The sequence below is a fragment of the Alteromonas sp. KUL150 genome (genome assembly GCF_009811475.1).
In the GTDB taxonomy this organism is placed as follows: domain Bacteria; phylum Pseudomonadota; class Gammaproteobacteria; order Enterobacterales; family Alteromonadaceae; genus Alteromonas; species Alteromonas gracilis.
Genome location: NZ_BLIJ01000046.1, coordinates 1 through 653 on the forward strand (window position 1 = coordinate 1; position 653 = coordinate 653).

Genomic DNA, 653 nt, shown 5'->3' on the forward strand with positions numbered 1-653 from the left:
CCCGCGGAGTTTTAGCACTGCGCCATGGCCCTTTGCTGGTCATACCACAAGCAACTGCGGCCTGAACATGCACACCCAATCTCATTAAATTTCTCACTTTAGTGCGCGGCTTTCGCCACTGTCGCCATTAGACCATTCGGACTCTGCGCCTGATTCAACTATCTATATCTACGCATCGTTGATACTTACTAGCGATGCCAAAGTAGTTTATCCAGTCACGTAAAAATTGGCTGATTTTAAAAAGCTGGTAATGCATCGACACGCCCCAATTGCGGTTCGTTAGCCGTCTGACCTGTTGCTTAAATTTCAGCATTGTCTTCAGGTGCCAATGAATGCGGCCTCCCTTGAATGTGAACCCAAGGAATTTACTTTCACTGGTTTTAACGACATGGCTTTTGGCCGAGTTAACGATCAGTTTCAAGCGGTTGTTCAGGAATCTGCTGATACTGCTCAGCACACGTTCGCCGGCACGGGGAGACTTTACCAAAATGGTGAAGTCATCCGCGTAGCGAGCAAACTTATGGCCTCGCTTCTCAAGCTCTTTGTCCAAAGGGTCGAGCATAATGTTCGCCAGAAGCGGCGATAAAGGCCCGCCTTGAGGAACACCTTCTCGGCTTTCACTATAGAACTGGTTATCGATAACCCCAGCTCGT

General features: G+C 48.7%; 1 protein-coding gene. It reads right to left on the minus strand.

The genetic code is table 11. The features are described from left to right. Positions 1 to 154 precede the first annotated feature (154 nt). The coding region (locus GVO62_RS11160) for a reverse transcriptase domain-containing protein (RefSeq protein ID WP_268891134.1) at positions 155 to 653 on the minus strand (499 nt) is incomplete at its 5' end.